Annotated in this window: 27 protein-coding genes; 15 read left to right on the forward strand and 12 right to left on the reverse strand. The window is 65.7% G+C overall.

Annotated features, from left to right (window positions below; genetic code table 11):
- Positions 1–54: 54 nt before the first annotated feature.
- Genes FHW94_RS00295 through FHW94_RS00305 form a run of 3 tightly spaced genes read right to left on the reverse strand, consistent with a single transcriptional unit; the run spans position 55 to position 2,742 of the window.
- Positions 55–366, reverse strand: coding sequence for a 2Fe-2S iron-sulfur cluster-binding protein (locus FHW94_RS00295; RefSeq protein WP_168553820.1), 312 nt, complete (start codon positions 364–366; stop codon positions 55–57).
- A gap of 60 nt (positions 367–426) precedes the next feature.
- Entirely contained in the window at positions 427–1,650 is a 1,224-nt protein-coding gene (locus FHW94_RS00300; protein ID WP_168553821.1) for a cytochrome P450, read from the reverse strand.
- Entirely contained in the window at positions 1,651–2,742 is a 1,092-nt protein-coding gene (locus FHW94_RS00305; protein WP_168553822.1) for an LLM class flavin-dependent oxidoreductase, read from the reverse strand.
- A 178-nt stretch (positions 2,743–2,920) separates the two neighbouring features.
- Between FHW94_RS00305 and FHW94_RS00310 the strand changes: the two genes are divergently transcribed.
- Positions 2,921–3,586, forward strand: coding sequence for a TetR/AcrR family transcriptional regulator (locus FHW94_RS00310; RefSeq protein ID WP_168553823.1), 666 nt, complete (start codon positions 2,921–2,923; stop codon positions 3,584–3,586).
- A gap of 24 nt (positions 3,587–3,610) precedes the next feature.
- Here the strand turns inward: FHW94_RS00310 and FHW94_RS00315 are convergent, their stop codons facing one another.
- Genes FHW94_RS00315 through FHW94_RS00335 form a run of 5 tightly spaced genes read right to left on the reverse strand, consistent with a single transcriptional unit; the run spans position 3,611 to position 9,301 of the window.
- Complete coding sequence (locus FHW94_RS00315; RefSeq protein ID WP_168553824.1) at positions 3,611–4,594, reverse strand: SDR family NAD(P)-dependent oxidoreductase; 984 nt, start codon at positions 4,592–4,594, stop codon at positions 3,611–3,613.
- Positions 4,591–5,796, reverse strand: a complete 1,206-nt coding sequence (locus tag FHW94_RS00320) for a thiolase family protein (protein WP_168553825.1) — start codon at positions 5,794–5,796, stop codon at positions 4,591–4,593. The genes FHW94_RS00315 and FHW94_RS00320 overlap by 4 nt, the downstream gene beginning before the upstream one ends.
- Positions 5,789–6,682: an alpha/beta hydrolase gene (locus FHW94_RS00325; RefSeq protein ID WP_168553826.1), complete on the reverse strand. Its 894-nt coding sequence runs from the start codon at positions 6,680–6,682 to the stop codon at positions 5,789–5,791. The genes FHW94_RS00320 and FHW94_RS00325 overlap by 8 nt, the downstream gene beginning before the upstream one ends.
- On the reverse strand, positions 6,679–8,241 hold the full coding sequence (locus FHW94_RS00330; RefSeq protein WP_168553827.1) for an AMP-binding protein: 1,563 nt from the start codon (positions 8,239–8,241) through the stop codon (positions 6,679–6,681). Before FHW94_RS00330 ends, FHW94_RS00325 begins: the two co-directional genes overlap by 4 nt.
- Positions 8,234–9,301: an amidohydrolase family protein gene (locus tag FHW94_RS00335; protein ID WP_168553828.1), complete on the reverse strand. Its 1,068-nt coding sequence runs from the start codon at positions 9,299–9,301 to the stop codon at positions 8,234–8,236. Before FHW94_RS00335 ends, FHW94_RS00330 begins: the two co-directional genes overlap by 8 nt.
- A 239-nt stretch (positions 9,302–9,540) precedes the next feature.
- On the opposite strand from FHW94_RS00335, the gene FHW94_RS00340 reads away from it, so the two are divergent.
- The 14 genes from FHW94_RS00340 to FHW94_RS00405 all read left to right on the forward strand — a co-directional run bounded on the left by FHW94_RS00340 (position 9,541) and on the right by FHW94_RS00405 (position 24,001).
- The gene (locus FHW94_RS00340; RefSeq protein WP_168553829.1) at positions 9,541–10,653 is read left to right on the forward strand and encodes a 3-ketoacyl-CoA thiolase; all 1,113 of its coding nucleotides are present in this window, start codon (positions 9,541–9,543) and stop codon (positions 10,651–10,653) included.
- A 2-nt stretch (positions 10,654–10,655) separates the two neighbouring features.
- Positions 10,656–11,807, forward strand: a complete 1,152-nt coding sequence (locus FHW94_RS00345; RefSeq protein ID WP_168553830.1) for a propanoyl-CoA acyltransferase — start codon at positions 10,656–10,658, stop codon at positions 11,805–11,807.
- Between the two features lie 13 nt (positions 11,808–11,820).
- The gene (locus FHW94_RS00350) at positions 11,821–12,750 is read left to right on the forward strand and encodes an OB-fold domain-containing protein (RefSeq protein WP_168553831.1); all 930 of its coding nucleotides are present in this window, start codon (positions 11,821–11,823) and stop codon (positions 12,748–12,750) included.
- Positions 12,747–13,589 carry an N-acyl homoserine lactonase family protein gene (locus FHW94_RS00355; protein WP_168553832.1) on the forward strand — a complete coding sequence of 281 codons (843 nt, stop codon included), beginning with the start codon at positions 12,747–12,749 and terminating at the stop codon, positions 13,587–13,589. Before FHW94_RS00350 ends, FHW94_RS00355 begins: the two co-directional genes overlap by 4 nt.
- An 11-nt stretch (positions 13,590–13,600) precedes the next feature.
- Positions 13,601–14,413, forward strand: coding sequence for an enoyl-CoA hydratase-related protein (locus tag FHW94_RS00360; protein ID WP_168553833.1), 813 nt, complete (start codon positions 13,601–13,603; stop codon positions 14,411–14,413).
- A gap of 15 nt (positions 14,414–14,428) precedes the next feature.
- On the forward strand, positions 14,429–15,619 hold the full coding sequence (locus tag FHW94_RS00365) for an acyl-CoA dehydrogenase family protein (RefSeq protein WP_168553834.1): 1,191 nt from the start codon (positions 14,429–14,431) through the stop codon (positions 15,617–15,619).
- A gap of 28 nt (positions 15,620–15,647) precedes the next feature.
- A complete protein-coding gene (locus tag FHW94_RS00370) occupies positions 15,648–16,781 on the forward strand; it encodes an acyl-CoA dehydrogenase family protein (protein ID WP_168553835.1) in 1,134 nt (377 codons plus the stop codon).
- Between the two features lie 117 nt (positions 16,782–16,898).
- Entirely contained in the window at positions 16,899–18,356 is a 1,458-nt protein-coding gene (locus tag FHW94_RS00375; RefSeq protein ID WP_168553836.1) for a pyruvate carboxylase, read from the forward strand.
- Between the two features lie 72 nt (positions 18,357–18,428).
- Positions 18,429–18,935 carry an acetyl-CoA carboxylase biotin carboxyl carrier protein gene (gene accB, locus FHW94_RS00380; protein WP_168553837.1) on the forward strand — a complete coding sequence of 169 codons (507 nt, stop codon included), beginning with the start codon at positions 18,429–18,431 and terminating at the stop codon, positions 18,933–18,935.
- Entirely contained in the window at positions 18,935–20,302 is a 1,368-nt protein-coding gene (locus FHW94_RS00385; protein ID WP_168553838.1) for an acetyl-CoA carboxylase biotin carboxylase subunit, read from the forward strand. The genes accB and FHW94_RS00385 overlap by 1 nt, the downstream gene beginning before the upstream one ends.
- Complete coding sequence (locus FHW94_RS00390) at positions 20,299–20,727, forward strand: hypothetical protein (protein ID WP_168553839.1); 429 nt, start codon at positions 20,299–20,301, stop codon at positions 20,725–20,727. The genes FHW94_RS00385 and FHW94_RS00390 overlap by 4 nt, the downstream gene beginning before the upstream one ends.
- 1 nt (position 20,728) lies before the next feature.
- Positions 20,729–21,775 carry a biotin synthase BioB gene (bioB, locus tag FHW94_RS00395; RefSeq protein WP_168553840.1) on the forward strand — a complete coding sequence of 349 codons (1,047 nt, stop codon included), beginning with the start codon at positions 20,729–20,731 and terminating at the stop codon, positions 21,773–21,775.
- 34 nt (positions 21,776–21,809) lie between these two features.
- Positions 21,810–23,222, forward strand: a complete 1,413-nt coding sequence (locus FHW94_RS23670; protein ID WP_168553841.1) for a 3-hydroxyacyl-CoA dehydrogenase NAD-binding domain-containing protein — start codon at positions 21,810–21,812, stop codon at positions 23,220–23,222.
- A complete protein-coding gene (locus FHW94_RS00405) occupies positions 23,219–24,001 on the forward strand; it encodes an enoyl-CoA hydratase-related protein (RefSeq protein WP_168553842.1) in 783 nt (260 codons plus the stop codon). Before FHW94_RS23670 ends, FHW94_RS00405 begins: the two co-directional genes overlap by 4 nt.
- A gap of 107 nt (positions 24,002–24,108) precedes the next feature.
- On the opposite strand, the gene FHW94_RS00410 is transcribed toward FHW94_RS00405, so the two are convergent.
- From FHW94_RS00410 to FHW94_RS00425, 4 genes are read right to left on the reverse strand one after another with little or no spacing between them, the layout of a single operon-like run.
- Entirely contained in the window at positions 24,109–24,900 is a 792-nt protein-coding gene (locus tag FHW94_RS00410) for an enoyl-CoA hydratase/isomerase family protein (RefSeq protein ID WP_168553843.1), read from the reverse strand.
- Between the two features lie 2 nt (positions 24,901–24,902).
- Entirely contained in the window at positions 24,903–25,541 is a 639-nt protein-coding gene (locus tag FHW94_RS00415) for a 3-oxoacid CoA-transferase subunit B (RefSeq protein WP_168553844.1), read from the reverse strand.
- An 18-nt stretch (positions 25,542–25,559) separates the two neighbouring features.
- The gene (locus FHW94_RS00420; RefSeq protein ID WP_168553845.1) at positions 25,560–26,237 is read right to left on the reverse strand and encodes a 3-oxoacid CoA-transferase subunit A; all 678 of its coding nucleotides are present in this window, start codon (positions 26,235–26,237) and stop codon (positions 25,560–25,562) included.
- Positions 26,238–26,279: 42 nt separating this feature from the next.
- The gene (locus tag FHW94_RS00425) at positions 26,280–26,801 is read right to left on the reverse strand and encodes a flavin reductase family protein (RefSeq protein WP_168553846.1); all 522 of its coding nucleotides are present in this window, start codon (positions 26,799–26,801) and stop codon (positions 26,280–26,282) included.
- Between the last annotated feature and the right edge of the window lie 17 nt (positions 26,802–26,818).

Raw genomic sequence — 26,818 nt, forward strand, 5'->3', positions numbered from 1 at the left:
AGCGTGTGTCAGGAGAAAAAGGGTGCCGCCTGACTCCTTCGATTGTCGACTGGGTCAATCTTCAGGTGCGATCCGGACAGTTGAACCGTCATGTTCGGCCGACAGACGGACCTGGCAGGACAGCCGCGAAGCACTGTTGCGGTGCGCTGATGAATCAAGCAGGTCGTCTTCGTCGTCCGACCTGTCTAGTTCGGCCAGTGGGCCTTCGACATAGACATGGCAGGTGGCGCACGAGCAGCAACCGCCGCACAGCGCCAGCAACTGGTCGAACCCGTTGTCGCGGATGGCTTCCATCAGCGAAATATCGGTGGGAGCCGAAATCGGCGTGGTATTGCCCTGGCGATCCACAATATTGAGTGTAATCACGAATTTTTGGCCTTTGGAAGTAAGCGGGCGGGCGCGCAGCGAGACGCGCCCGCCAAAGTATCAGTTGGTTTCCCAGCGTAGGATGAAGGGCTCGCATCCGCCCACGATGCCGCCACGGTGGCGCAGGGTCTGGCCCGGTTCGAGTTCGAACCGGGGGATACGGGCAAACCATTCCTCCAGCAGTACTTTCATTTCCATCCGGGCGAGGAATTGCCCGGGGCAGGTATGGTGGCCGCTGCCGAAGACCATGTGGTTGCGTACCTTGCGGTCCAAGTCGAAGTCGAGCGGACGCTCATTCATCTTCGGGCTGAGCGCATAGAGCTCGGTCGGCGCAACGACCATATCGCCCGCCCGCAGTTGCACCCCATCAACCACTGTATCGGCGATCACTTCGCGTGCGGAAGAGACCAGCGGTAAGCGCCGCAAGCATTCGTTGATAGCGGCGTGATGGAGATCGTGATTGGCGGCGAGACGGGCCTGAACCTCCTGCGCCTGGGCCAGGGCCCGCATGGTAAAGCTCATGAAGTTCACCACGGTGTCCAGCCCGCCGACCAGAACCTGGATCGCCAGCCTGGCCGCTTCGCTCAACGTCATCAGCCGACCGTTGACTTCGCTCGTGGCGATGTGTGTCAGCAGGTCTTGCCCTCCTTCGGCACGTCGCTGCTCCAGGATCGGGGCAATATAAGCCTTGAATGCCTCGGTCGCCTCGGCGGGGGTGATGCTGCCATCGGGGCGGGTGAACTGGTCGGCCAGATGCTTGAGCCGCGGCAGATGCTCGACCGGCAGATCGACCAGTTCCATGAACACCCGAAGGGGTAGCTGTTCGGCAAACTCATGCACGAAATCGCAGCGCCCATTGGCGACAAAGCCGTCGATGAGGTCGGCCGTCAGCTTGCGCACCTTGGGCTCAAGCGGGTGGATTGCCGCGCCATAGAGCTTGTCATTCAAGACTTTGCGAAACGGACGATGCTCCGGCGGATCCAGCGATAGCGGAATGAATTCGGCATAGGCTTCGCCCGCTGTGGACTTGGGGACCAGCACCACGCGGCTGGAAAAGCGCGTGGCATCAGAATAGACCTGTGTGATCAGTTCGGGCGACAGGGCGATCCAGTGTCCTTCGTTGTGCGGGGTCCAGACGATTTCGTGCGGGGTCGATTTCTGCAGCTCGGCCCAAGCCACGTGCAGATCGAACTGGCCGTGGAACGGGTTGTAGATATCGAAGTCGACGATCCGGTCTGGCGGCAGGTCAGCCGCGGGCGTGGCAAGAGTGGCGGTGTCGGTCATTCAAGCCTCCACCTTGGCAAACGCGCCGTTGGGCAGCTTGGGCGCGATATCCTGCGCTAGGCGACGCATCGATTCGTTCCACGGCGTGGGGTTGTCGATGTAGTCGTAGCTGTAGAGCAGCAGGGTGCCGAAGCCGCCGCCGAGGCTGTGGGTCCAGGCTTCCAGCTTTTCCGCCACCGTCTCCGGCGAGCCGACGATCCAGAAGTTGTCCGCCAGGAATTCGGGCGTCACGTCGGAAACGGATTTGTCGGTGCCCTCTACCAGTGCCTGGGCAATGCCGAACGAATGGTAGGTGGGCAGCAAGTATTCCGTCCAGGCCCGGCCCATGCCGCCTTCCAGCGCCAGCTTGCGCGCTTCAGCATCGGTATCGGCGATGAATACGTCGCGCACGACGCGGTGCTTGGTGCGGTCACCCGGGCGCCCGGCATCGGCGGCGGCCTTGGCGAAAATGTCGAAATGGTCGATCAGCGCCGAATTGCTGGAGAAAACCGAGCAGGGCGAATACCCGTGGGCGCCGGCATAGCGGATCGAGGGAGAATTGGGGCTGAGGCCGGTCATCGCCATCGGCATGGTGCCGCCCCACGGCTTCTGGTCGCGCACCGGGTGGGCTGCGTCGCCCTCGGGCAGGCCGGCATTCCAGAATTCGCCTTCATATTCGAAGGGTTCGCCCTTCCACACCATTTCCATGATCTTGACGGATTCGCCCATCATGCGGTGGTTCTTCGACATGTCTTTGATGCCGCGCAGCCGCGCATCGCTAGGATAGGCGCCGGGTGCCACGCCCATCTGGTAGCGGCCCTTGAGGATGTGGCTGAGCCAGGCAGCCTGGGCGGCCAGCGTGGCGGGATGGTAATAAGGCAGCAAGTGGGCCAGGGGGCCCAGCTTGATCCGTTCGGTCTGGCGCGCGGCGGCGGCGATCACCAGTTCTGGGCTGGGAATGGCTTCCCAGTTCAGCGTGATGTGCTCACCGATCCAGTATTCGCTGAAACCAGCCTGATCGGCAGTAACAGCCTGCGCGACGGCCCAGTCGAACACTTCGGCGGGCGTGCGCTCGGGCGGCAGGAACGGCGTCTGGAACATACCAATTTCCATGGCATCTCTCTCCTTTGCATAGATCAGCTTTGGGCAACTGAATTATTACATCTGTGATATTGATATGCCTGATCCCTCGATTCGTCCAACTATAATTCGCCGAAATGGCCAAAAATTAGCACAGACGTTATAGAGTTGACATTTTGTCGGTTGAGATTAGGCCCTTGGCATGCCCACGATGACCGCCCCAGCCCGCAAGGTCCGCCCGCTCGCCACCGGCACGCGCGAACGATTGATTCTGGAAGCAGAGGCATTGTTTGGCGAGCGCGGCATCGATGGCGTGACGATGCGGATGATCTGCGAAGCGGCAAACCAGAAGTTTGCCGGATCGGTGCAGTACCATTTCGGAGACCAGCTTGGGCTGCTCTATGCCGTGTTCGAATATCGTGAGGAACAACTTCAGCCGCAGCGCGAAGCGTTGCTCACGGCCGGGCGCAAGACGGGGCAGCTGGACAATTTACGCTATCTTTTGCGGATTTTGTTCGAGCCCAATTTTGCCATGTATGAAGAAAAGGGTGTCATTTCCTATATGCGATGCCACGCAGCCTATTTGGCGACGCACCGGCCACGTGGCGTGCCCCATCCGGTGGACCAAGGCAGCCCGGCGACGCGCGCACTGCGTGAGGCGATGACGCTGCTCGAAGCGAGGTTGGCCGCGCTGGGGCCGCAACTGGCCGCGTTCCGCCTCGAATGCGTGGGCGCGATGTTCCTTCAGGGCGTGACACAATATGCATCAGGCCCCGAACATTCAGGCATGACCGCGCGGCAGTTTTTCGACGACATGCTCGACATGATGACCCAGGCGATCTCGGTCCTGCCGCGCACGCGCCAGGGTGAGACCTGAAACCGTACCATCAAATGCCGGGACCTAGGTCGCAAAGAGCGGCGGGATCAGGGCCAGTTCGTCTGTCGTGGCGGTGATGTCGAGGAAATCGCCCAGAGTGCGGATCGTTGCGGCATGGTCCCGCAAGTCTTCCGGCGCGTGGTTGGGGTCGAACCAGCCCTGGCCCACGGCAAAGCCGATACGCGCCACCTTGCCCGACGAGCTGCTGAAGATTTCGCCGTTGGTCGTGGTGCTGGCATGGGCCAGCCACAGCACGGTGGGGGCCACCGCCTCGGGCGGGCCCATCGGGATCCGGCCTGCGCGCAAGTCGGCGCGCCAGTCGGTCGCTTGCTCATTTTCCGACTGGCTGGAACCGACCTCTTTCCCGCCGAAGAAGGCGTCGCGGTTCATGCGTGTGATCGCCATCGGCGCGACTGCGTTCACGGTAACGCCGGTGCCCGCCACCTCGTGCGCCAGGCAGCGGGTCAGGCCCGCCACCGCCAGCTTTGCCGCGCCATAGTGGCCTAGCGTGGCGGCCCCGCCAAACCCGGCGTTGGACGTGGTGTTGACAATGCGCCCATGGCCCTGCGCCAGCATGGACGGCAAAACTGCGCGACACATGTAAAAGGCGCCATCCACGGTTACCGACTGCATTTTGCGCCAGGCTGCGTCGCCCAGTTGCGCAATGGGGGCAAAGTCGATGATTCCGGCATTGTTGACCAGCACCGTCACCTTGCCGAACGCGGCACTGGCGGCGGCGACCACTGCCTCGGCGTTGCCCGGCTCGGTGATCGACCGATGGTCGGCCAGGGCGCGGCCGCCCCTGCCGTGAATTTCGGCAACGACCTGGTCGGCGACCGGGCGCTGCCGGCCCGTCGCATCGGGTTCCTGGCCGATGTCGTTGACCACGACCGCCGCGCCGCGCTCGGCAAAGGCCAGGGCGTAGGCACGCCCCAGCCCACGCCCCGCCCCGGTGATGATGACGACATCATCATCGAACCGCATCGGCACGCCCGAACCGACGGTCACGCCGGAATCTCGAACAGCCCTGCGGCACCCATGCCGCCGGCCACGCACATCGAGACCACCGCATAGCGCACCCTGCGCCGCCGCGCCTCGATCAGTGCATGGCCGGCCAGACGGCTGCCAGTCATGCCGAAGGGGTGCCCGATGGCAATGCCGCCGCCATCGACATTGAGCTTCGCGGGATCGATGCCCAGCCTGTCGCGGCAGTAAAGTGCCTGACTGGCGAAGGCCTCGTTGATTTCCCAAAGGCCGATGTCGTCGATCGATAGGCCCGCGCGTTTCAGCAGCTTGGGAATCGCAAAGACTGGGCCGATGCCCATTTCCTCGGGCTTGCACCCGGCTGCCTGGAAACCGCGAAAGATGCCCAGCACCGGCAGGCCTTCGCGCTCGGCCGTCTCGCGGTCCGTCAGCACTTGCGCCGATGCGCCGTCGGAAAGCTGGCTGGCGTTGCCGGCCGTGACGAAACGGCCTTCCTTCACGAGCTGGCCATCCTTCCAGACCGGCTTCAGCTTGGCCAGGCCTTCCAGCGTGGTGTCGGGGCGGACGCCCTCGTCGGTGTCGAGCGTCACTTCCTCGCGGCCCGAGATCGTGCCGTCGCGCTCGACCACGTTGCGCGTCACCGTGATCGGCACGATTTCGTCGGCGAGCCGGCTCTCGCGCAGCGCCGCGGCGGCGCGCAGGTGGCTTTCCAGCGCGAAGGCATCCTGCGCGTCGCGGGGGATGCCATAGCGTTCGGCGACGATTTCGGCCGTCTCGATCATGGCCATGTAGGCATGCGGATCGCCGGCCAGCACTTCGGCCGGCTGGGCGCGATAGCTGGGGGCATGGGCATTGCGGGTGTGGGTAATGCATTCGGTGCCGCCCGCGACGCCGACGTCGATATCGCCCGCGATGATCGCGCGGGCGATATAGGCCAGCGTGGTCAGGCCCGAACCGCACTTGCGATCCAGCGTAGTGCCGGGAATGGTTTCGGGCAGGCCCGAGGCAATGATGGCCGTGCGCGCCAGGTTGGAGCCTTGCGTGCCCCATTGCGTGCCCACACCGATCGCCACGTCGTCGATCCGCGCCGGGTCGATCCCCGCGCGCGCCACGGCGGCCTCGATCACGTGCGCGGTCAGGCGCGGGGCGTCGGTGTCGTTGAAAGCGCCCTTGAACGCCCGGGCAACACCGGTTCGGGCAGTGGAAACGATAACGGCTTCACGCATGGTCATGGGTCCTGTTGTGGGCATCGAGAAACGCGCGCGTTTCCGCGATGAATCGGGAAGTGAACTGATGGTGCAGCCAGTGGCCGGCATTGGCGTAGTGGCTGATCTGGTGGCATTTCAGGCGGGCGCGCCGTGCCGGGCCGGGCACCGGGACCCAGCTGCTCGTGCCGTAGGAAAGCAGCACGGGGCACGAGATAGCATCGAGCACGTCGTCCAGGTCGTGCGCGCGCTGGTCTTCGGGCGCGCGCAGGCGCACGCGCGGGTCGAACTTCCACCGCCAGCCCTTGTCGACATCGTGCACCAGGGCATGGGCCGCCAGCGCGTCGACCAGGTCCGCCGCCAGGTCGGGGTGCTGCCCGTGCATCCGGGCCAGGGCCTCGGCGCGGGTGGGATAATGGCGCGTGCCGCGTGCGCGGGCCTGCGCGCGCCGGTCCAGCCAGTGGCGCAGCCGCACCGCATAGGGCGTGGGTGCCGCCACCTCGTCACGCTGGATCGGCAGTTCGACGCATTCGATTCCGGCCAGAGCCCAGACGCGATCGGCGTCGGCCGCTGCCAGGCGCAGCGCAATGGCCCCGCCCAGCGAATGGCCGACCAGCGCATAGCGTTCCAGGTCAAAGGCGCGCGCGATATCATGGATATCCGCCACAAAGGCGGCCAAGGCATAGCCATCTGCCCCGGCCCAGTCGCTGTCTCCATGGCCGCGCAGATCCGGTGCGATGACGCGATAGCCGGTGGCAAGCGCGGCGGCGACACGGTCCCAACTGCGGCCATGATCGCGCAAACCATGGACCAGGATCACGGCGGACGCATCGGCATGGCCCCAGACGGCCACCTGGATGTGCCGCCCGTCGACCGCCAGGGTTACCGTTTCCGGATGCCCGGTCATGACGCTGTCGCCAGGGTAGCGGCCCGATCGCGCAGCGCGCGCCGCAGGATCTTGCCGGTCGGACCCTTGGGCAATTCGTCGAGGAAGCAGACGCCGCTGGGCCATTTGTAGCGGGCCAGATGTGCCGCACAATGCGCCAGCACACGCTCGTCGCCCAAGGTGCAGCCCGGCCGCGTGGCGACAAAGGCCAGCGGTACTTCACCCAGCACCGCGTCAGGCTGGGCAACCACCGCCACTTCGCTGATCCCGTCGATGGCGTAGATCACTTCCTCGATATCGGCCGGATAGATGTTCTGGCCACCCCTGATGATCACGTCCTTCTTGCGGTCGACGATCCAGGCAAGGCCATCGGCATCGAGAAAGCCGATATCGCCGGTGCGCAGCCAGCCATCGCGCAGGGCCTGGGCGGTATCGGCCGGCGCATTGAAATAGCCGGCCATGACATTGGCGCCGCGCACGACCAGTTCACCCGCGGTGCCGCGTGGCAGGATCACGCCATCGTCGTCCATCGCCTCGAGCTCCACGCCCGGCAGCGCACGACCGATGCTCTTGCCACCGGCCAGCTTGCCGGCAGGATCGCACGATACCCGATGCAGTGTCACCAAAGCGGTCGCTTCGGTGAGGCCGTAGCCGGTGCGCACGTCAACGGCAGACCCGGCCGCAGCGACGATCCGCTGCAGCAAGGCGGCGGGCACCGGGGCGCCCCCGGTCATGATGCGGCGCAGGCTGCGCAGCGCGCGGGGCCGCAGGCCGGGATGGTCGACGATCTTCTGCAGCATCGTGGGCACGGCGGGCATGAACGTGCAGCCATACGCGCCGATCGCCTCGATGCAGCGAGCCGCGTCGAAGCGGGGCAGCAGCACCATGCAGGCACCGGTGACCATGATGGCATTGATGCCCTGGTTGAGCCCGAACGTATTGAACAGCGGCAGCGCGCAGAGGATCACATCGTCCGCTCCCAGGCCAAGCCAGCCTGGCGTGGCATCGTAGTTGGCGGCCAGGTTGCCGGCGGTGAGCATGACGCCCTTCGACTTCCCGGTCGTTGCGCTCGTGTTGAGCAGGAACGCCACGTCAGTCGCCGCGACGGTGGCCGGATCGGTCAGCGGCCGGGCCAGGGTTCGCGCATGATCGAGCGAGGCATAGCCGGATAGCAGGTCCCGGCCCGCAGCGCCCGCCGCGATCTTGATCGGCGGGGCCTGCGCGGGCATGCGGTCGCACCAGTCGGCGTGCAGCACGATGGCCTGCAGCCCGCAACTGTCGATTGCATGGGCCAGATCGGACTGCATATAGGCCACGTTGAGCGGCGAAACCGTGGCGCCCAGCAGCAGCAGGGCCTGTTGCACGATGATGAACTCGGGCTCTGCCGGAAGCATGATGCCCACCCGCGTGCCGGCACCGATGCCCAGATCGCGCAGTGCACCGGCGGTAACGCAGGTGCGTTGCGCCAGCGCCGCAAAATCGATCCGCTCTGCCCCGGCGATGATCGCCATCCGCTCGGGCGTTTGTTGCGCCCGATGCAGCAAATGCAGGGTGCGGTTGAAGTTGCGCGGCTCAGCCATGCACCAGCCGATCCGGCGCGGCGACTGCATCGGCGATGCGATAGAATCGGGCGGCAGTCCCGCTGAACAGCGCCTGGCGCTCGGCGCCGGAGGCCGACGCTGTGAGGCGCACGAAGGCGTTCCACAGCGTGCGATAGGAGTACATCGCCTTGTCGACCGGAAAATTGCTTTCGAACATGCAGCGATTGGCGCCGAACAGTTCGATGCAGGTTTCCACATATGGCCGCCACGCCTGCGCCAGGGTGGCGGAAGAGGGCGGACATTCCGCTTCGTGCCAGCGCGCCCCGCACACGATCATGCCGAAGCCGCCGATCTTGACCGAGACGTTGTCGCGCTTGGCCAGATTGGCCATGTCGAGGCGCCAGCGTGCAAACAGTTCGTCGGCGCGGCCAGCATAGGGGCCGACACCCAGGATGCAGCCGATGTGATCGAGCACGATCGGCAAGCCGGGGAGTGCATCGGCCATCGCCGCAAGTTCGCTGATCTGCCCGTGGTAGAGCATGGCATCGTAGCCAAGGCCGAGTCGCTGGACCGTGCGCAGCCCAGCGCGATAGGCCGGATCCCCCAGCAGCCCGGCAGGGGCAGGCCGAATCACCACGCCATCGGGAAAGGCGGGATCGCGCGACACGCTGTGGCGGATACCGCGCAGCGCGCCTTCGGCGGCTTGGGCATGGGCCTCGATCACGGCCTCGACCCCGTCGCCCAGCGTAAGATCGGCGAAGGCGACGATCGCCGATGCGACGTGGGGCAGGCCCTGCGCACGCGCCGCAAGGGCCATGGCCGCGACCTTCTCGGTTTCGCCGACCGGGGCAAGGTGCGCGGGGCCGTTGTCGCGATAGCCGTAATGGGCCTGAACGAAGACGGTGGCCGTCACGCCGGGCACCGTGGCGAGATCGCCAGCCAGGTGATCGAGCAGATAGGGATGCCCATCCTGAACCCACAGGTGATGGTGCGAGTCGATGATCGGCAGGTCCGGATCGAGCAGCGGTTCTTCGTGTCGCGCAAGCCAGGCGGCGTTGGGCGGGGGGTACCGAAATCGCCCCGTTACATCGAGTCCCACGCTCCGCTCCCTTGTCTCGTTCTATCCGATAATGTTTCGGGGAAAATTAAATTGCAAGACCGAAAAGTCACGTTTCTTCCAGCGTGATTCGTATATGAGCCGAAACCTCTCGTTCAAGAATCCGACAAAACGTCGAATTTTGTTTTTGACATCGGCAACGCGCCGGGCATACAAGATGGCGGAGAGGCCGAAGGAGCCCGCCGCGGCGAATTTCGGCGAATGACAGGGTGAGGAAGCCAATGGGTCTCAGTCAGGTTGCGGTGCTTGCCTCCGCACAAACCGAGTTGCGTCCGGCGTGGCGCGACGCGCAACACATCGATCTGATTTCGTCCGTCGTTGCCAATGTGTTCAAGGGCACCGGCCTGACGCTCGACGATGTCGATTTCGTCATCGATTCCGGCAGCGACGTTCTCGATGGCCGCTCGATTTCCAACTGCGGCTTCCTGGGCGCGCTTGGCGCTCACCACAAGGAGGAGGCGCGTGTCGAGGAAGACGGACTGTGGGGCGCGCTCTATGGCGTCAACAAGATCCGCTCGGGCGCCTCGTCGATCGGGTTGATCGTCGCCTATTCCAAGCCTTCGGAATCCGACATCGACCTGTACTGGTCGGCCATGGTTGAGCCGTTCTACCAGCGCCCGGTGGGCTTTGGCCAGAAAGCCGCCCTGGGCATCCAGGCACAGCGCTATCTCGCGGCGCACGGGATCACCGATGAAACCCTCGCGGCGATCGTAGCCAAGCGCTGGGCCGACGCGGCCGCCAACAGCAAGGTTGCGATCGACACGTTGCCCGATGCTGCGGCCGTGCTGGCCGGCGACGAAGCGGCCTGGCCACTGACTAACCTGATGATTTCCCGTCCGCTCGACGGCGCGGTTGCCGTCCTGTTGTGCAACGAGGACGTGGCCCGCCGGACCGGGCGTCCGCCCGTGTTCATCACCGGTATGGGCACCAGCCTGGAAACGCACAATTTTGCCGACCGCAGTGCCAACCGGCTCGACTCGGTTGCCGCAGCTACGCGCATGGCGCTGGGCAAGGCGGGCTGGGACAAGGCCGCCGCCGACGTGGTCGAAACCAGCGGCAGTTCGGTGGTGGGCGAATTGCTCACCCTGGAAGGGCTGGGCCTGGCCGCCCAAGGGCAGGGCGCCGGGATCGCGCTCGATCCGGCGATCAACGCTTCGGGCGGCGCGCTCCCGGCCGATCCGATCATGGCGACCGGCCTGGTCCGGCTGGCCGAGGCGGCCAAGCGGCTTTCGACGCCGGTTGCGGCAGGGGCCAAGGCGCCTGCAACGGCACTCGTTCACGGCACCGGCGGTGTCGCGATGCAGACCAACTGCGTCTTCACTCTCGAGGTTTGATCATGGGTCGCGAAGTAGGAATCGTTGGCGTCGGGCAGACGCATCACGCGCGTCGCCGTACCGACGTCAGCCAGGCAGGCCTCGTGCGCGAGGCCGTTGACCGGGCGTTGGCCGACGCCAATCTCTCGATGGACGATATCGACACGGTGGTGATTGCCACCGGGCCGGTGCTGTTTGCCGCCGTGAACCAGCCCGAAAAGTGGGTGGTCGACGCGATCGGCGCGCAGGGCAAGTCGGTGGTGCGGCTTACCAGCGGCGGTGGCGCCGGGTTTGCCGGTGCGCTGGCCGGCTATTACCAGGTCGCCGGCGGCTATTCCGACCGGACGCTGGTGGTCGCCTACGACAAGCTGTCCGAAGGCCAGCTGCAGTACTCGATCTCGACGCTTTACGATCCCTTCTGGGGCCGGGAATTCGCGGTGGGGATCATGGGCTTTTCGGCCGCCTACTGGCGCGCCCGCATGGACGTGCTGGGTCACACCGAGGAAGCGGCGGCCATGGTTGCGGCCAAGAACCGCAACAACGCCCTCAAGAACCCCTATGCGCACCAGAAGAAGGCGGTGACAGTCGAGGATGTGCTGGCGTCCAAGCCGCTGTGCTGGCCGATCAAGCTGCTCGACGTGCCGCCGATTTCCGACGGTGCCGCCGCGATCGTCTTGGCGTCGGACAAGGTGGCGCACCATTCGACCACGCGCCCGGCCTGGATCCGCGGAATGGCCTATTGCTGCGAAGCCGATAACGCGCCCGAGCGGTCGCTGATGCTGTCCGAACCGCTGGCCATTGCCTCGCGCCAGGTCTATCGTGCCGCCGGTATCACCAATCCGCGTCGTCAGTTCGACGTGGTCGAAGTGCAGGAACCCTACTCCTGCTTCGAATTGAACTATTACGAAAGCCTGGGCCTGTGCCCGCCGGGGCAGGCGGCCGAACTGGTGGCCTCGGGCGCGACGCAGGTCGATGGCGACATTCCGGTCAATCCTTCGGGCGGGTGCATGGGCGCCAATCCGATCGGTGCCGTCGGGGTCATTCGCCTGATCGAGGCGGCGACCCAGGTGATGGGCCGCAACGAAACGCACCAGATCAAGGACGCCAAGCTGGCGCTGGTCCAGTCCGGCGGCGGTTGGGCCAACTTGCGCGGCTGCGCCGTGCTTAGCGCCTGAGGAGGGATAGACGATGTTCTACGCACCTGAAACCGCACCGATCGATCTGCCCACGTTCAAGAGCACGATCTCTCTGCCCTACACGCTCACCCCCGGCAAGTCGGCGGGTACGTTCCTGGCCGAAATGCCCAACCGCCGCATCGTCGGCACGCGGTTTGCCGATGGCTCGGTGATCGCGCCGGGACAGGATTTCTCGCCGGTCGATGGCGAGGAGCCGGTCGGCCTCGTCCAGGCGCCGGAAACCGGCGAATTGACGGCCTTTACCCGCACCGGTGGCGTGGTTCTGGGCCTTGTCCGGCTCGATGGCTGCCGCAATGCCTTCGTGCACAAGATCCTTGCCGATATCGACACGCTGGCGGTGGGGCAGCGCGTGGCGGCGCGCTGGTCGACCAGCGACCAGGGCACGTCGATCACCGCGATCGAAGGCTTCGTGCCAGCGCCCGACGCTGCGGTTGGGGACGTGCAGCCGCTCAATACCCCGGCCGAACCGCTTGGCGTGATCAACTATGCCATGGCGCTGCACTATGACCATGCCTATGGCCCCTATTACGGCCGCATGTTCGACGAAATCCGCCAGAATGGCGTGGTCATGGGCGTCCGCGGTTCCAACGCCGACGAGGCCCTACTGCCCCCGCGTGAGATCGACGACATCACGCACAAGCGCACCGGCACGTGGAAGGCCTGTGCTGATACCGGCACGATCCGCGCCTGCTCGCTGATCAACATGGAAGTCTACGGCCAGACCCGGCCGGTGCCCTATGCCTATGCCGAGATCGTGCTGGACGGCGCCTCGACCAAGATGATCCACATCATCGAGATCGACGACCTGGAAACCGCCAAGCAGACGATCATGCCCGGCACGCGCGTGCGCGCGGTCTGGACGCAAGGCGAACGCAAGGGCGCGGTGTCCGACATCGAGCGTTTCGAGGTGATCGACGAATGACCAACTGGACGGTCACCACGCTGCGCATCGGCGAGCTATACCTGCAGCACGGCGGGGCCATCGTGCGCGATCCGGTGCACGTGTGGCTGGTGCGCGGCGAGGTGGCCGGCAAGGCGGTCAACCTACTGGTCGATAGCGGCATGGCCGACATTCCGACCGTGCATCAACGCCTGCGGGTCAAGGGTTGGGGCGGCGGTCACGCCGCGCTGACGGCGGCCCTGGAGCAAGAGGGGCTGGGTCCGCAGGACATCGACTATGTCGTGTGCACCCACCTGCATTTCGACCATGCCGACAACCTGGACCTGTTTCCCCAGGCTTGCGTGGTGGTGCAACGGGCCGAACTAATGGCGGCGGTCGACCCCGTGCCCTCGCAGCGGATCTTCTACTGGAAATCCACGCTGCGCAACCTGATCGAGCGCAAGCGACCGACACAGTTGCGCCTGATCGAGGGCGACACCGACTTGTTGCCAGGCATCCGCCTGTTGTTCGTGCCCAGCCATACGGAAGGCATGCAGGTGGTGGTGGTGACGACGGAAAAGGGGCGCGTTGCGCTCGTCTCGGACCTGGGCGATCACTATCGCTATTGGTACCCGGCCGATCCGCGCGCCACCGATCAGCCGCTGCGTTCGCTGTCCGATGCCTTTCTCACCGGCAATATCCGCAGCGAGAGCGAACGCGCGTGGCAGGCGGCCATGCGCCGCGTTCTGGACAATGCCGATATCGTCGTGCCCGCGCACGACTTCCGCATCCCGCTGCGCATGCCGGAACAGTGGTTTGCCATCCCGGACAGCACCGAGGGCGATCTGGCCCACGTGCCGCCAGCCGACGCGCAAAATTGACAGGGGTCGACATGGACTACGAAAACATCATCTATGACGTGAGCGAGCGCATCGCCACCATCACGCTCAACCGGCCCGACGCGATGAACGCGACGACGGACCAACTCTACAGCGAACTGCAGCACTTGATCCCGCGTATCGCCGCCGATCCGGGCGTGTCGGTGGTGATCCTGACCGGTGCGGGCCGTGGCTTTTGCGCCGGTGCCGATCTCAAGGCCAGCAAGGACAGCCTGACCCCGCTGCAGCGCCGCGCGCGCCATCGCTGGATTCTCAAGGAAGTGCTCGAGCCGCTCTACAAGCTGGAAAAGCCGGTCATCGCCGCGGTCAACGGCGCAGCGGCAGGGGCCGGTGCGAATATCGCGCTGTCGTGCGATATCATCATCGCCAGCGAAAAGGCCAGCTTCATCCAGGCTTTCGCCAAAGTGGGGCTGATGCCCGATCTGGGCGGCATGTTCTTTCTGTCGCGCGCAGTCGGGATCAACAAGGCCAAGGAACTGTGCTTTACCGCGCGCAAGGTTCCCGCCGAAGAAGCGCTCGCGCTGGGCATTGCCAACAAGGTCGTCGCCCACGAGGCGTTGATGGACGAAGCCCGCGCCATGGCACGCCAGATCGTGGCCGGTTCGCCAACCGCGATGGCTATGAGCAAGCGGCTGCTCAACATGTCGCAAACCGCGACGTTCGAGCAGATGCTGGAATTCGAAGCCTATTCCCAGACCATTGCCTATCTCACTCCCGAATATCGCGAAGGCGTGATGGCCTTCCGTGAAAAGCGCGCGCCCGACTTTGCCGGTGCGGCCGAGCGCGCAGCGGCCGGTCAGGATTGACAGGGGGGACGTGCGATGGACTTCAACTACACGCCTGAAGAAAGCGCGTTCCGGGCCGAACTGCGGGCGTGGCTGGCCGATGCGTTGCCCAAGGGTTGGGGCGAGACCGTGTTCGAGCCCGAGGACGAGCACGAGCGGGCGATGTTCCGGCTCGATTGGGAACGCAAGCTGCATGCCGGCGGCTGGAGCGGGATCAACTGGCCCAAGGAATATGGCGGGCGCGGCGCGACCCTGATCGAGCGCGGCATCTTTGCCGAGGAGATGGCGCGTGCTTCCGCGCCCGAGGGGATCAACATCATCGGCCACAATCTGGCCGGGCCGACGATCCTTGCCCATGGCACCCAGGCGCAAAAGCAGCGCTTCCTGCCGCCGATCATTTCTTCGGACGAGATCTGGTGTCAGGGCTTTTCCGAGCCCAATGCCGGTTCCGACCTTGCCTCGGTCCGCACCCGGGCCGAACTGGTGGGCGACAAGTTCATCGTCAATGGCCAGAAGATCTGGACCAGCTATGCGCAATATGCACAGTGGTGCTTTGCCCTTGTGCGCACCGACCCCGATGCGCCTAAGCACAAGGGCCTGTCATTCCTGCTCATCGACATGAGCTCTCCGGGCATCACGATCCGGCCGCTGCGGCAGATTTCGGGCGAGTCCGAATTCAACGAGACGTTCTTCGACAATGTCGAGGTGCCGGTGGAAAACGTGGTCGGCGCGGTGAACGAAGGCTGGAAGATCGCAATGACCACGCTGGCCTACGAGCGTGGCCCCGAAGACGCGCTGGGCCGCCAGGTCCGCTTCAAGCAGGAACTGGGCAAGCTGGTTTCGACCCTGTGCCAGACCATGCAGGGCGGGCGCGCCGCGATCGACAACCCGGCAATCCGCCAGCGGTTAGCGCGGGCCATTACCGAGATCGAAATCGTCCGGCTCAATGCCTTGCGCTCGTTCAGCCATTACCTGGACGGTGCTGACCGCGGGGCCGATGCCTCGATGACCAAGCTCTATTGGAGCCACGCCGCCCAGCGCATGTACGATCTGGCGATGGATGCGCTGGGCCCGGTCGCGCCGATTTCGGGCAACGACCCATCGGCCCTGGCGCTGGGGCGGTTCCAGCTCAGTTGGCTGCAATCCAAGGCCTTTACCATCTACTCCGGCTCGTCGGAGATCCAGCGCAACATCATTGGTGAGCGCGTGCTCGGGCTTCCGCGCTGACGCCCGGCCGCTGCAAGGATACCCAACCATGAACTTTGCCTTCGACGAGGATCAGAAAAGCCTGGGCGATACGGTTGCCCGGTTGCTTGCCGACCATGAGGGCCTGCGGGCGCCGGATCTTGGCCGCGCCGCTGCCGCGCCCGCTCGCGCCGCCCTGGTCGAACTGGGCCTGTTTGCGATGATGGTGCCTGAGGAACAGGGCGGGGCGGGGCTCAAGGCTGTCGATCTCGCGCTCTCGCTTGAAGCGCTGGGTGGCGCGCTGGCCCCGGCGGCCGTGCTCGATACCCTGCTGGTTTCCGAAGTGCTTGCGGCCCATGGCACTGCGGCACAAAGGGACGCGCTCCTGCCGCTGCTGGCCGCTGGCGAACTGCGCGTGGCCATTGCCGTGACGGAAGAGGGCGGCGACGACGCGCCCGCAACCGTTCGCACCCGCGTTGCGGCCGAGCGGTTGACCGGCAGCAAGCTGCTGGTTCGCGAGGCGGCCGATGTCACGCACTTTGCCGTCATCGCGCAAGGGGCGGGTGGCCCGGGGGTGTATCTGGTGGCGGCAGAGACGGCCGGTGTGGCGATCCGCGATCACGAGGATATCGACCCTTCCGCAGGCATGGGCGCAGTCTCGTTCGACGATGTCGCTCTTGATGCCGATGCCCTTGTCGGTCCCGGCGATCCGCTGGCTGTGGTCGAGCGGCTGTTCGACGGCGGGGCGGCGATGAGTGCCTGCCTGCAACTGGGGATCGCGGCGCGCATGCTGGATACGGCGGTGGAATATGCCCGCACCCGTGTCCAGTTCGGCAAGCCGATCGGCTCGTTCCAGGCGCTCAAGCATCGCTGCGCGGATCTCGCCGTCGCGGTCGAGGCAGCGCGTTCGGCCACTTATCACGGCATCTGGGCCTATTCGGAGGATGCCCCCGATCGCGCCCGCGCCGTGTCGATGGCCAAGGCCTATGCGGGCGAAGTCGTGCGCGAGGTCTGCAACGAGGCCATCCAGATCCATGGCGGCATGGGTTTTACCTGGGAACTGGGCCTGCACCGCTATCTGCGACGCGCCAAGGTGATCGAGCATGCGTTCGGCGCCGCCATCTGGCACAACGAACGCATCTTGGTCGAAACCCTGCGCGACGAGCTGCCCGGGGTTACCGCCGTCGACCGGAAGGTGGCCTGAGCCATGGGCGGCCCGCGCGAGCGGATCGGTCTGGCGTGGGCTGCATCATCCTGATCGCACACGATTGACAGTTTGCCTGCGACATGGCGCGGGCCGATGGAAGGGAGAGCGTGGGGTATGGCCCACATTGATTTTCTCGACGAGACGATGCGCGACGGCCAGCAGAGCCTGTGGGGTCTGCGCATGCGTGCGGGAATGGCCTTGCCGGTGACGCCGCTGATCGACCGCACGGGTTTCAGCACGATCGACCTGACCGGCGGCGGCATGCTCGACGTGCTCACCCGCTATTGTCAGGAAAACTATTGGGAAGGGCTCGACCTGCTGGTCGCCTCGATGCCCAACACCCCGCTGCGCGCGGGCCTGCGCGCCAATGCCAACGTGACGTTCGGGATCACGCCCCCGGTGCTGATGGACTTGTGGGTCCAGCGGCTCTGCGCGCACGGGATCCGCTCGTTCTGGATCTATGACGTGCTGTTCGGCATGGACAACATGCTGCGCCTTGCCAAGGTGGCCAAGGAAGCCAATGGCGCCTGGGTGGCCGGGGCGATCATGTTCGCGCTGTCGCCGGTCCACACCGACGCGTTCTTCATCGCCAATGCAAAGAAGCTGGCGGAAAGCCCGCACGTCGACTCTATCCTGCTGTACGACACGGCCGGGGTTCTCGAAAAGGAACGGATCCAGCAACTGGTGCCGGGTCTTGTCCAGGCCGCCGGCGGCAAGCCGATCGAGTTCCATTCCAACAATCTGCTCGGCCTTTCGGCCAAGGCCTATCTCGACGCGATCGATTGCGGCGTATCGGTCATACACACTGCCAGCCGGCCCATGGCCAACGGCCCGTCGGTGCCGTCGACCGAGATCATGGCGCGCAACATCCAGCTGCGTGGCCACACCCACAGCCTCGATGAATCGCTGTTCCAGCCCGTGGCCGACCATTTCCGCGCCGTGGGCAAGGCCTCGGGCAACCTTGTCGACCAGTATGCCGAATACGACGAGTTCTCGATCCAGCACCAGATTCCGGGCGGAATGATGGGCACGTTCAAGGCCCAGCTGGCCATGCACAAGATGATGGACAAGCTGCCCGAGGTGCTCGACGAAGTTGCCGCCGTGCGCCGCGACCTGGGCTATCCGGGTATGGCCACGCCGTTCAGCCAGCTGGTCGGCATCCAGGCCGTGCTCAACGTGGTGACTGGCAAGCGCTATGGCACCGTGCCCGACGAAGTGATCCAGTATGCGGCCGGTTTCTATGGCGAACCCGTGGCGCCGGTCGATGCCGATGTGCTGGACCGGATCATGGCCGCACCGCGCGCGAAGGAAGTGATCGCCCAGCCGCCGGAAATGCCCGATCTCGACACGCTGAAGAGGCGCTACAGCACGCAGGACGAGGACGAACTGCTCTATCGCGCGTTCGTGCCCCAGCCCGATATCGACAAGATGCGCGCGGCCGGGCCGGTGTGTCGCGATTATCCGCTGCTTTCGTCGCCCGAACTGGAAGACGTGCGCAAGCTCATGCAGGTCGCCACGCTGCCGGTGGTGGAACTGAAGTCCGAAGGCCTGAGCCTCAGCCTTCGCCGTTGAAAGCGCCCCTGCGGGGGCAGACCGCCACGCCACGGCGTGCTGGAAACCAAAGCCAGAGGATGGTTCTGAGCCATGACGCACAAACCAGTCATCGACAATCCGGTCGATCAGGTTCGCCTGCTGATCGAGGAGTTCACCCGGTCCGGGATCGCGACGCTGCACATGCGGTCCGGTCCGTTCGAACTGCTGCTGTCCAACGATCCGGCGGCCGGCACGCTGGTCACTGCCCAGCCTGCCGCGGCCGCGCCGCCTGCGCCAGCGCCCGTCGCACCGGCGGCCGTGCCGGCCGCCCCGGCAGCGGTAACGTCGGCAACGGCGTCTGGTGCCGTTCCGGAAGGGGCAGTGATCATCGTCGCGCCCAACCTCGGCACGTTCTACCGCGCGCCCAAGCCCGGCGCGTCGGCCTATGTCGAAGTGGGGGGCAAAGTGGGCGGCGATGATGAAATCTGCCTGATCGAGGTGATGAAACTGTTCACGGCCGTCAAGGCGGGCCAGGCGGGCACCATCGTGGCGGTGCTGGCCGACGACGGCGCGATGGTCGAGGCGGGTCAGCCACTGTTTGCGCTGGTGGCCGACTGATGGCAATCCGGCGCCTTTTCGTCGCCAACCGTGGCGAGATCGCCCTGCGCATTGTGCGGGCCGCGCAGGCGCTCGGGATCGAGACGGTCGTGGCCGTGTCCGACGCCGATCGCGACAGCGCGGCGGCGCGGTCGGCCGATCGGGCGGTCGTGCTCGGCCCGGCGCAGGCCGCGCGCAGCTATCTCGATCCGCGTCTGGTGGTTCATGCCGCCAAGGCAAGCGGGTGCGACGGGCTGCATCCCGGCTATGGCTTCCTGTCGGAACGCGCCATCCTGCCGCAGCTGTGCGCCGCCAACGGCATCGCCTTCGTGGGCCCCGAGCCCGACGTCATCGACGCGCTGGGCGACAAGATCCAGGCGCGTGCCATGGCGCGGGCGGCCGGGGTGCCGCTGGTGCCGGGTTGCGACAGCGTGGCGACGGCGGCCGACGCGCGCCGGGAAGGGGACCGGATCGGCTATCCCGTGCTGCTCAAGGCCGCAGCTGGCGGCGGTGGGCGCGGCATGGTCATCGCCCATAACGGCGACGAGGCCGAGGCCGGATTCCACCGCGCATCGGCCGAAGCGGTTGCCGCCTTCGGCGACGGCACGCTGTTCATGGAACGCTTCGTGCCCCAGGCCCGCCACGTCGAGGTCCAGCTGATGGGCGATGGCAAGGGCGGTGTGGTCCATTTCGGCGAGCGCGACTGCTCGGTGCAGCGCCGCTACCAGAAGCTGATCGAGGAAGCGCCCTGCGTCGCCATGCCCGATCACCTGCGCAAGCAGTTGCACGAAAGCGCCTGCGCACTCGCCGCCTCGGTCAACTATCGCAACGCGGGCACGTGCGAGTTCCTCTATGACGTGGCGCGTGAGGAATTCTATTTCATCGAAGTCAACGCCCGCATCCAGGTGGAGCATCCGGTCAGCGAGATGATCGCGGGCTTCGATCTGGTGCAGGAACAGTTGCGCATTGCCGGTGGGGCCCCGCTGTCGGTGACGCAGGACCAGGTCCGGCTCACGGGCCACGCGATCGAATGCCGCATCAACGCCGAGGACACCGCACGCGATTTCATGCCCTCACCCGGGCGGATCACGCGCTGGTCGGCGCCGACCGGCGAGGGCGTGCGCCTCGACACCCATATGTCGGAAGGGGCGATGATCCCGCCATACTACGACAGCATGATCGGCAAGCTGATCGTGCATGCCCCCACGCGCGATCTCGCCATCGACCGGCTCGACGCGGCGTTGGCCGAGTTTCGCGTGGAAGGCATCGCCACCACCATCGGTTTGCACCGCGAAATCATCGCCCACCCGGATTTCCGGGCCAATCGCATCCACACCCGCTGGCTTGAACAAGTGCTGCTGGCCGAACGGAAAGGCGCCGCCGCATGATCGCACTGGACGACAACGCCCGCCGCACGATCACCAACGCGCGCGCCCTGCTCGATGCGATGCTGGCAAGCGGCTGGCAACAGGTGTGCCTGCAAAGCGAGGAAGGGGATTTCTTCCTGGCCCGTTTGCCGGGAGCGCCCAATCCACTGCTGGCCCCCGCACCCGTGGCGGCCCCGGCCGCGCCGCCTCCGCCGCCGGCTGTGTCCGCGCAGGCCATCACCGTCAGCGCGCCGCACGTCGGCACGGTGGCCTGGTTGCTGCCGGTCGGAAGCCAGGCGGGCAAGGGCGACGCAGTGGCGCGGCTGGCCGTGCTCGACACGCTGGTCGATGTGCCAGCGCCGCTGGCCGGGGTCGTCGTGTCCCACGGGTCGGCTGCCAACGAACTTGCCGAATACGGCACCATCCTGCTTGGCATGGAGGGCTGACATGGCGTCGATAGCGCGCATCCATTCGGCGGTGCGCACGGACTGGAGCCGCGAGGAAATCGCCGCGCTGTTCGACCTGCCGTTTACCGAGCTGGTGTTCCGCGCCGCGGCCGTGCACCGCGATCACCATCGCGCGGGCGAAGTGCAGTTGTGCACGCTGCTGTCGATCAAGACTGGCGGCTGCCCCGAAGATTGCGGCTATTGCTCGCAAAGCGTGAAGGCCGACAGCGGCGTTGCCGCCAGCAAGCTGATGGATGTGCAGGCCGTGCTGCAATCGGCCGCCCAGGCGCGCGATGCTGGATCGAAGCGGTTCTGCATGGGCGCGGCCTGGCGCAACCCCAAGGATCGCGACATGGGCGCCATCGTGCAGATGGTGAAAGGCGTGCGCGAAATGGGCATGGAAACCTGCATGACGCTGGGCATGCTCACCCCCGATCAGGCTGCTCAACTGGCCGAAGCCGGCCTGGATTACTACAATCACAACATTGATACCTCGCCCGAACGCTATAACGAGGTGATCACCACCCGCACGTTCCAGGACCGGCTCGATACCTTGAGCGTGGTGCGCGAAGCAGGGATCAACGTTTGTTCGGGCGGCATCGTGGGCATGGGTGAAACCCGCGCCGATCGCGTCGGCTTCGTCCACGCGCTGGCCACGCTGGAACAGCACCCGGAAAGCGTGCCGGTCAACGCGCTGGTCCCGGTGAAGGGCACCGTGCTGGGCGACATGCTGGCCGATACGCCGCTGGCCAAGATCGATGACATCGAATTCGTGCGCACCGTGGCCGTGGCGCGGATCACCATGCCGCTCTCGATGGTGCGCCTTTCGGCCGGTCGCGAAAGCATGAGCGAGGCGACCCAGGCACTATGCTTCCTGGCGGGTGCGAACTCGATCTTCACCGGCGACAAGCTGCTGACCGCGCCGAACGCCGGCGACGACAGCGACGCGGCGATGTTCGCGCGCCTGGGCCTGAGGCCCATGGAAGGCGAGGAACCGTTGCGTGCGATGAAGGCAGTGGGTGGTTGCTCGGGCGGCTGCGCGGCCTGAGCCTGACCGACACAGGAATATCGGAGAGTCAGACGTGAACGAGATCATCAGGATTGGCGTTTGTGGCGCCGGCACGATGGGCAGCGGTATCGCCCAGGTCGCGGCCCAGGCCGGCCATCCCGTCGTCATCTACGATGTCCACGCCCCCTCGCGCGATCGCAGCAGGGAGCAGATCACCAAGGGCCTGGCAACGCTCGTTGCGCGCGGCAAGTTGGAGCCCGGGGAGCCCGAGGCGATGCTGAGCACCATGGCCTGGACCGACGATCCGGCGGGCCTGGCCGATTGCGACCTGGTGATCGAGGCGATCGTCGAGGATCTGGCCATCAAGCAGGGCCTTTTTGCCGCGCTCGAAGCCAACATGCGTAGCGATGCGGTCATCGCCAGCAATACCTCGTCGCTGTCGATTGCCAGGTTGGCACGGGGGCTGGCTCATCCCGGCCGATTCATGGGTATGCACTTCTTCAACCCGGCAACGGCGATGAAGCTGGTGGAACTGGTTTCGGGCCCCGCCACCGATCCTGCCGTGGCGGCGCGCGTCGCCGATGTGGCCAAGCGCTGGGGCAAGGTGGGCGTTCCGGTTACCGACGTGCCCGGCTTCATCGTCAACCGCGTGGCGCGGCCGTTCTATGGCGAGGCGTTCACCTGCCTGCAGCAGCACGGCGCACCGGCCAATGTGATCGATCACCTGTTCAAGCATGCCGCCGGCTTTCGCATGGGGCCGCTGGAACTGACCGACCTGATTGGCCAGGACGTGAACTTTGCCGTCGCGCGTTCGGTGTTCGATGCCTATTTCGGTCAGACTCGGTTCGTGCCGCAACTGGCGCAGTCGGCCCTGGTCGATGCTAACTGGCTGGGTCGCAAGACCGGGCGCGGGATTTATGACTATGCCCAAGGCAAGGGCTTCGAACAGCCGGTTGCCCCTGGCGCCGCGATGGCAGCGGATGCCGCGCGGCGGCCGGCCGAGTTGCACTGGTGCCTGCCGGCATTCGACCTGGGCAAGATCCACGTGCGTGCGTCGCGGGGCCGAACCGCGCGTGACGAGGCACTAGAGATCGGACGGCCTGTGGCCGTGCTCGATTGGTTCGACGAGAGTTGCGCCGGGTCCATCGGCTATGCCGCCAGCGATGATGAAGCGGGTGCAGCCGTGGAAGCCAAGCTGGCGGAATGGGGCCTCGCGGCCCATCGCCTGGCCGATCGCCCCGGGCTGGTGGTGTTGCGCACGCTGGCGCAGATCGCCAATGCGGCGGGCGACGCCGTGCTGGAGCATGTCAGCGACGAGCAGGGCATCGATGCCGCCTTGCGCTTTGGCGCCAACTATCCGTTCGGGCCATGCGCCTGGGCCCGCCGTTTCGGCGTTGCCGCCCTGGTCGATACGCTTGCCGCGATCGCCGCGGCAACCGGGCACGCGATGTACAAACCTTCGGAATATTGGGTGAATCTCGCATGACAGACAATTCTGGCCTGCTGCTCGTCGATCAGGCGACCACGGGCGTGCTGACCCTGACACTGAACAATCCGGAAAAGCGCAATGCGCTGGCCACCCGCACGCTGGCGCTGGTGGCCGACGCACTCGATGCAGCCACCAACGATGCGGCCGTCCGCGCAGTGGTGATTACCGGATCGACCAAGGTTTTTGCGGCCGGGGCCGACATCAACGAATTGATCGAAAAAGGCGTTGCCGGGGCGCTGGCCGATCCGCGCCCGGGAATCTGGGCCCGCATCCGCGCCTTTCCCAAGCCGATCGTGGCGGCTGTCGAAGGGTGGTGTCTGGGCGCGGGCAACGAGTTGCTGATGTGCTGCGACCTTGCCATTGCTGGCGCGGGTGCCCGTTTCGGCCAGCCGGAAAGCAACCTGGGGATCATCCCCGGTGCCGGCGGCACGGCCACGCTGCCCCGCGTGGTGGGGCGGATGGCGGCGATGCACATGGTCTTGCTGGGCCAGCCGATCGATGCCGCCACCGCGCAACGGCTGGGCCTGGTGCTCGAAGTGGTCGACGAAGGCGGTGCGCTTGCTCGCGCCACGGCGCTGGCCGAGGCCATTGCCGCGCGGGCACCGGTGGCGATCCGTCAGGCCAAGAGCCTGGTCAACGCGGCATTCGATCTGCCCCATGCCGCGCACTTGGCAGCCGAACGCCAAGCCTTTTCCGCCCTGTTCGGCACGGCCGACAAGCGCGAGGGGATTGCCGCTTTTCTTGAAAAGCGCCAGCCGGACTGGGCGGGGGGCTGATCCGGCTGTTTCTGGCCGGCGCGGATCCCCAGTTCGCGCCGGGCCAGAACCGCAAGGCGCCTGCACGGGCAGCCGGTGTGGTGTGCACCGGCTGCCTTTTGCATCAGTCAGGCTTTCAGGCTCTTGCGCCCGCGACGCAGGGCGGCCAGCACGGCCGCTTCGCTGGCGGGGTCCTCGACTAGCGCGGAAGACAACTCCTGCGCTTCGAGATAGGCGTCCATCCACTCCGAACCCTCCCATTCCAGCGATGCCAGTTTGCGGGCGCGCAGCACGGGCATGTTCTTGCGGGCGATCTGCCCGGCAAGGTCGAGGGCGATGGGCAGCACGGCCGCCGGGGGCACCACATAGTTGAAGAAACCGGTCGGTTCCAATTCCCGCGCGGTAAAGGTGCGCCCAGTATAGATCATCTCGCGCACTTTGGCTTCGGGCATGCGCAGCGTTGCAAACAGGCCGGCGCTGCCGCCGATCAGCCCATAGTCCACTTCCGGGCAGGCAAAGCGCGCGGTTTCGCTGGCGACGCGCAGATCGCACATGCCCGCCAGCATCACCCCGACACCCACGGTGGCCCCGCCGATCGCGGCGATCATCGGCTTGTCTACCGCATGGAAGCGCGGCAACTGGGCGTTAATGAAGCGATAGCGCTCCTTGCGGCGTTCGGCCGTCATGCCCTTGAATTCGTGCAGGTCTGCCCCGCCGCACCAGGCGCGCGCCCCTGGCGGGGCCGTGATCACCAGCACCCTGACGCTGTCGTTCAGCGTGGCATAGTCGGCCAGGCGGCCGATGTCTTCGTAGACGGTCAACGACACGGCGTTGACCGGCGGGCGCGAAAACGTGACAATCACCACGCCATCGTTGCGGTGTTCGAGCGTGAAGGCACCCAGATCGACGGTCTGCGCCATCGTCATGCCTGCACCAGTTCAAGGTCGGTAAGCGTGCGCAAGGTATCGAGCGTCATGCCGTCCACCATCTCGATCACGCTGGCGCCATCGGGGCCGACAATGAAGACCGCGACATCGGTATAGACCCGCGATACGCAGGCAAGGCCGGTCAAGGGATAGGTGCAATGGCGCACCAGCTTGCTTTCCCCCGACTTGGTAAGAAGGTCCATCATCACGAAAACGTCGCGCGCGCCGATTGCCAGGTCCATGGCGCCACCGACGGCCGGAATGGCCTCGGGCGTGCCGGTGTGCCAATTGGCCAGGTCCCCGTGGATCGAAACCTGAAATGCGCCCAGCACGCAGATGTCGATATGGCCTCCGCGCATCATCGCAAAGGAATCGCCGTGATGGAAATACGACCCGCCGGGCAGGATCGTGACCGGCTGCTTGCCCGCGTTGATCAACTCCCAGTCGATGTTCTCGGGCGCGGGGGCGGAGCCCATACCCAGCAAGCCGTTCTCACTCTGCAGGAAGATGTCCTTGTCCTTGGGCAGGAAGTTGGCGACCATGGTAGGCGCGCCGATGCCAAGGTTGACGTAGGCCCCTTCGGGAATGTCGCGCGCGACGCGGGCGGCAAGGGCGTTGCGGTCCATGCGCTGCATGTCTGGTCTCCTAGTGGGTCAGGCGATCGGCGCGGGCTGCATGGCCACGACGCGATCGACGAAAATGCCGGGGGTCACGATGGTTTCGGGATCGAGCGCGCCAAGTTCGACGATCTCGGCGACTTGAACGATCGTGGTCTTTGCGGCCATAGCCATGATCGGGCCGAAGTTGCGAGCGACCTTGCGGTAGACCAGGTTGCCCCAGCGGTCGGCCGCACGCGCCTTTACCAGGGCGAAATCGGCATGGATCGGATATTCCAGAACATAATGGCGGCCGGCGATCTCACGGGTTTCCTTGCCTTCGGCCAACATGGTGCCATAGCCGGTCGGCGTGAAGATCGCGCCCAGCCCGGCACCCGCCGCCTGGATCCGCGCGGCGAGGTTGCCTTGCGGGACAAGTTCCAGTTCCACCTCGCCCGCCCGATAGCGCGCGTCGAAGTGGTGCGAGGCGGCCTGTCGCGGGAATGAACAAATCACTTTGCGAACGCGGTTGGCCCGCATCAGCGCGGCGATCCCGGTTTCGCCGGCGCCCGCATTGTTGCTGATGATCGTCAGGTCCGTTGCGCCGTGGGCGATCACGGCCTCGATCAGTTCTGCCGGCGCCCCGGCATCGCCAAAGCCGCTAATCATGATCGATGCGCCGTCTTCCATGTCCATAACGGCCTCGGCCATCGAGTCGACGATCTTGTTAATCATTCCTCTCGTCCTCTTTGCCACGCATATTGTTTTGGGCTTTGTTCAAGCGGGCACGGCCGACGCGAACTTGCCATCCAGATAGAGCAGTGCCGCAGCGCCTGCGTTGCGGTGCATCGCACCCACCTTGCCGATGAGGATCGTGTGCGTGCCGTGCGAGTGGGTCGCTTCCAGCACGCACTCGAACGCCACCGTCGCGCTTTCCAGCAAGGGCTGGCCGCGGGGGCCGCGTCGCCACAATCCCGGGGTGAAGCGATCCTTGCCGGCAAGCGCGGCCTTGCCCGCGAATTGGCCGACCACGGCGCTGTCCTGCGCCGAAAGCAGGCTGAGCCCGAACGCCCCGGTGGCCAAGATGAGATCGTGCGCGCTGGCCGAGCGGTTGACGCAGGCCAGAAGCATCGGCGGATCGGCGCAAAGCGAGGACCAGGCCGTTGCCACCAGCCCGCCGGCGTTCTCGCCCTGCGCGCTGGCAATGATGGCAACCGCTCCGGGTACTTGGCGCATCTGTTCCAGAAAGGCGGTGCGCAAGACCGTGTCGTCGGGCGCAATTGAGCTCGCGTTGTCCATCTTAGTGTGACTCATAA

Origin of the sequence: Novosphingobium sp. SG720 (assembly GCF_012275365.1) — a bacterium.
GTDB classification, from domain to species: domain Bacteria; phylum Pseudomonadota; class Alphaproteobacteria; order Sphingomonadales; family Sphingomonadaceae; genus Novosphingobium; species Novosphingobium rhizosphaerae.

Excerpts from the sequence above, each read along its gene's own strand:
- FHW94_RS00350 (WP_168553831.1), top strand. The coding sequence starts at position 11,821 with ATGTTCTACGCACCTGAAACCGCACCGATCGATCTGCCCACGTTCAAG.
- FHW94_RS00425 (WP_168553846.1), bottom strand. The coding sequence starts at position 26,801 with ATGGACAACGCGAGCTCAATTGCGCCCGACGACACGGTCTTGCGCACC.
- FHW94_RS00345 (WP_168553830.1), top strand. The coding sequence starts at position 10,656 with ATGGGTCGCGAAGTAGGAATCGTTGGCGTCGGGCAGACGCATCACGCG.
- FHW94_RS00340 (WP_168553829.1), top strand. The coding sequence starts at position 9,541 with ATGGGTCTCAGTCAGGTTGCGGTGCTTGCCTCCGCACAAACCGAGTTG.
- FHW94_RS00385 (WP_168553838.1), top strand. The coding sequence starts at position 18,935 with ATGGCAATCCGGCGCCTTTTCGTCGCCAACCGTGGCGAGATCGCCCTG.
- FHW94_RS00320 (WP_168553825.1), bottom strand. The coding sequence starts at position 5,796 with ATGCGTGAAGCCGTTATCGTTTCCACTGCCCGAACCGGTGTTGCCCGG.
- FHW94_RS00370 (WP_168553835.1), top strand. The coding sequence starts at position 15,648 with ATGAACTTTGCCTTCGACGAGGATCAGAAAAGCCTGGGCGATACGGTT.
- FHW94_RS00420 (WP_168553845.1), bottom strand. The coding sequence starts at position 26,237 with ATGATTAACAAGATCGTCGACTCGATGGCCGAGGCCGTTATGGACATG.
- FHW94_RS00305 (WP_168553822.1), bottom strand. The coding sequence starts at position 2,742 with ATGGAAATTGGTATGTTCCAGACGCCGTTCCTGCCGCCCGAGCGCACG.
- FHW94_RS00415 (WP_168553844.1), bottom strand. The coding sequence starts at position 25,541 with ATGCAGCGCATGGACCGCAACGCCCTTGCCGCCCGCGTCGCGCGCGAC.
- FHW94_RS00355 (WP_168553832.1), top strand. The coding sequence starts at position 12,747 with ATGACCAACTGGACGGTCACCACGCTGCGCATCGGCGAGCTATACCTG.
- accB (WP_168553837.1), top strand. The coding sequence starts at position 18,429 with ATGACGCACAAACCAGTCATCGACAATCCGGTCGATCAGGTTCGCCTG.
- bioB (WP_168553840.1), top strand. The coding sequence starts at position 20,729 with ATGGCGTCGATAGCGCGCATCCATTCGGCGGTGCGCACGGACTGGAGC.
- FHW94_RS00360 (WP_168553833.1), top strand. The coding sequence starts at position 13,601 with ATGGACTACGAAAACATCATCTATGACGTGAGCGAGCGCATCGCCACC.
- FHW94_RS00300 (WP_168553821.1), bottom strand. The coding sequence starts at position 1,650 with ATGACCGACACCGCCACTCTTGCCACGCCCGCGGCTGACCTGCCGCCA.
- FHW94_RS00375 (WP_168553836.1), top strand. The coding sequence starts at position 16,899 with ATGGCCCACATTGATTTTCTCGACGAGACGATGCGCGACGGCCAGCAG.
- FHW94_RS00405 (WP_168553842.1), top strand. The coding sequence starts at position 23,219 with ATGACAGACAATTCTGGCCTGCTGCTCGTCGATCAGGCGACCACGGGC.
- FHW94_RS00365 (WP_168553834.1), top strand. The coding sequence starts at position 14,429 with ATGGACTTCAACTACACGCCTGAAGAAAGCGCGTTCCGGGCCGAACTG.
- FHW94_RS00325 (WP_168553826.1), bottom strand. The coding sequence starts at position 6,682 with ATGACCGGGCATCCGGAAACGGTAACCCTGGCGGTCGACGGGCGGCAC.
- FHW94_RS00310 (WP_168553823.1), top strand. The coding sequence starts at position 2,921 with ATGACCGCCCCAGCCCGCAAGGTCCGCCCGCTCGCCACCGGCACGCGC.
- FHW94_RS00410 (WP_168553843.1), bottom strand. The coding sequence starts at position 24,900 with ATGGCGCAGACCGTCGATCTGGGTGCCTTCACGCTCGAACACCGCAAC.
- FHW94_RS00390 (WP_168553839.1), top strand. The coding sequence starts at position 20,299 with ATGATCGCACTGGACGACAACGCCCGCCGCACGATCACCAACGCGCGC.
- FHW94_RS00330 (WP_168553827.1), bottom strand. The coding sequence starts at position 8,241 with ATGGCTGAGCCGCGCAACTTCAACCGCACCCTGCATTTGCTGCATCGG.